Source organism: Tranquillimonas alkanivorans (assembly GCF_900115595.1).
Lineage (GTDB): Bacteria > Pseudomonadota > Alphaproteobacteria > Rhodobacterales > Rhodobacteraceae > Tranquillimonas > Tranquillimonas alkanivorans.
Genome location: NZ_FOXA01000070.1, coordinates 1 through 2141, shown reverse-complemented (window position 1 = coordinate 2141; position 2141 = coordinate 1). Strand labels below are relative to the sequence as shown.

General features: G+C 61.6%; 3 protein-coding genes. All 3 read right to left on the bottom strand.

The features are described 5' to 3' along the window. Positions 1–725: 725 nt before the first annotated feature. A complete protein-coding gene (locus tag BM162_RS23610; protein ID WP_143096309.1) occupies positions 726–1187 on the bottom strand; it encodes a hypothetical protein in 462 nt (153 codons plus the stop codon). After that, complete coding sequence (locus BM162_RS23605; protein WP_093426011.1) at positions 1180–1359, bottom strand: hypothetical protein; 180 nt, start codon at positions 1357–1359, stop codon at positions 1180–1182. Before BM162_RS23605 ends, BM162_RS23610 begins: the two co-directional genes overlap by 8 nt. Positions 1360–1674: 315 nt before the next feature. Beyond that, entirely contained in the window at positions 1675–2016 is a 342-nt protein-coding gene (locus BM162_RS23600; RefSeq protein WP_093426010.1) for a formate/nitrite transporter family protein, read from the bottom strand. Positions 2017–2141 lie beyond the last annotated feature (125 nt).

The window sequence follows — 2141 nt, the reverse complement described above, 5'->3', positions numbered from 1 at the left end:
TCATGAGGGTTCTCCAAAGTTGCGAATGGCTTGCCGCGGCGGATCAACCCCGTGATCCTCGTGCCGGTTCACTATTTCGTGCCGAATTCGATGTGCCGGCGGGCCGACTGCTCGCCCTCCTCTTGCACTTGATCTCAGGCGATCAACCTCCAGAAGGCGAGCCTCACCGGGCTTGACCCTGACCACGGTCTCCGCGTCTGGCCGAAGCATGCGAGTTGATGCTGCGACTGAGACGCGCCCCCTAACATCGCCTTGCTCGGAGTGGTCATGCGGCGCCGCAACTCCTCGCCGGAGACCGCGGTCTCATGATGTCTGCTTTCTTTAGATGGCCGGGAGCATCTCGCGCTTGCAGCGAAAGTCCGAAAACCGCCCTTCATGTCGGACGGCCTATGCAGGTGCAGCGTGAAGTGAGCAACCGCAGGAAGGTCCGCGAAGCTGTCGAACGCGAACTTGGCGAGCCTCCTGCTTTTTCTCGTGGATAATAGGGTAAAATTTCATGCGATCAGCTGCTTAATTAAATTCGCGTGAAGAAATTCTATATACACATGATTTCGCAGCAGCAAGCGGGGCGTCGCTCTCGTGAGATGGTCGGAACCGGGTCGCCGCGATGGAGGATTGGACGCGACAGCGCTGGTGCGTCGCATCGAACACCCGTCGCGCAGCAGCCCTCAGCTACTTGTGGACATCGACGACCAGCTTCACGCCGCGCAGGGCCAGGATCGGCTTCAGCCGGTAGTGCACCCGGTGCGTTCAGCTGCCGCGACGACTTCGTCGACTCTCGCCGGATCCTCGAGCGCCTCCATCGCCGAACAGCCGAGGAACCCGTGCGGCGACGCGAACCAGAAGCCCGCCGGCCATCCTGATCGCTGGCACTCGGGAAGGGCTGCCAGAACACGAGCGATTTCGGGCCTCGGCCTACCACCGGCTAACTGGAAGATCGGCACGCGCACCGCGCGGCACGACTTGACGGTGAAGATCTTCCCCGCCCGTGACCAGCGCGACGCTGTCGCAGCGACATCGGTGTTCTTACTATCGGTCAGCGCATGCACCTCTTCGTTCGACAGCGTCTCCACGCTCATGAGATAGCGACGCCGGAGCACGACGTTTTCCATCAGGACGGAGGCCTCGACGCCCATCAGATGACGCTGTCCGAGAGCATCGACGCGCGGCTGGAATGCGTCATTCACCGGCCTCGCCGCGCTTCTTGTAGAGCATCTGTACGATGTTGAGATCGTCACCATGATTCTTCTCGTCAACGCGCAGTTGCGGGGTATCCATGTCCTGATGCGTCTCGAGGCGCTCCGACGCCTCGAGAGCCGCACGGGGCAAATGAAGGGCATCGAATTCGCCGTGAAGCATGAGGGCCTACATATCCAGAGAGTACGGATAAGAGCTTCGGACATCCCCGGTTCCGCTTCAAGGTCGCGCAGCCGCGAGCTTGAGCGTGGATGGCCATGGTGAGAAGCGCCTTCCGAGACGCAGCAATGACGGAGCAGATCCGCCAATCAGCACGAAGGTCTGTCCAGCGGTTCTCCGGATGGCTCGAGGTTCTGCGGTGGTGGCGTACGGCCGGATGGGCAGGCTGCGCCGCAGCAATCGCAGCAATCGCAGCGATGGCGAGCGGCAGCTCGGAGCGGTCGTGAAGATTTGGAGACAGGGGGAAAAAGTACCCTATTATCCACGAGAAAAAGCAGGAGGCTCGCCAATCCCTTCCTCATCCGAAGTGAACGCCGTCGCGATGGGATCGAGAAAATTCTCGTTGAAAAGCTCGGTGCGCCCAATGACGAGAAAGACGACGCCGACACCGAAGGCAAGCGCCCCGAAGAGGTCCGACGCCTCGCCTGCTGCTGGCTCTGTCAGCCCCTCCACGACGGCCATCGCGATCAGGCCGAAGACGATCGTGAACCCGGCGATGAACCCTGTGGCGACGAGTTCCAGGTTGCCCTGGTCCAGTCGCCGCCGCCCCTCTTCGGCGGAACGATCGAAAATCTCTACTGGGGTCAACTGTTGGGACATGGACGGTGAACGCCCAGGAACGGCGACAGTTGCTTGAGGAACGGGCGTAGCCGCGTGGCGGCTGCCGGAAGGCGAGACCTTCCTCTTGAGCTAACGGCCCGCTCGGCGACGTCGCTGCTCGGTAC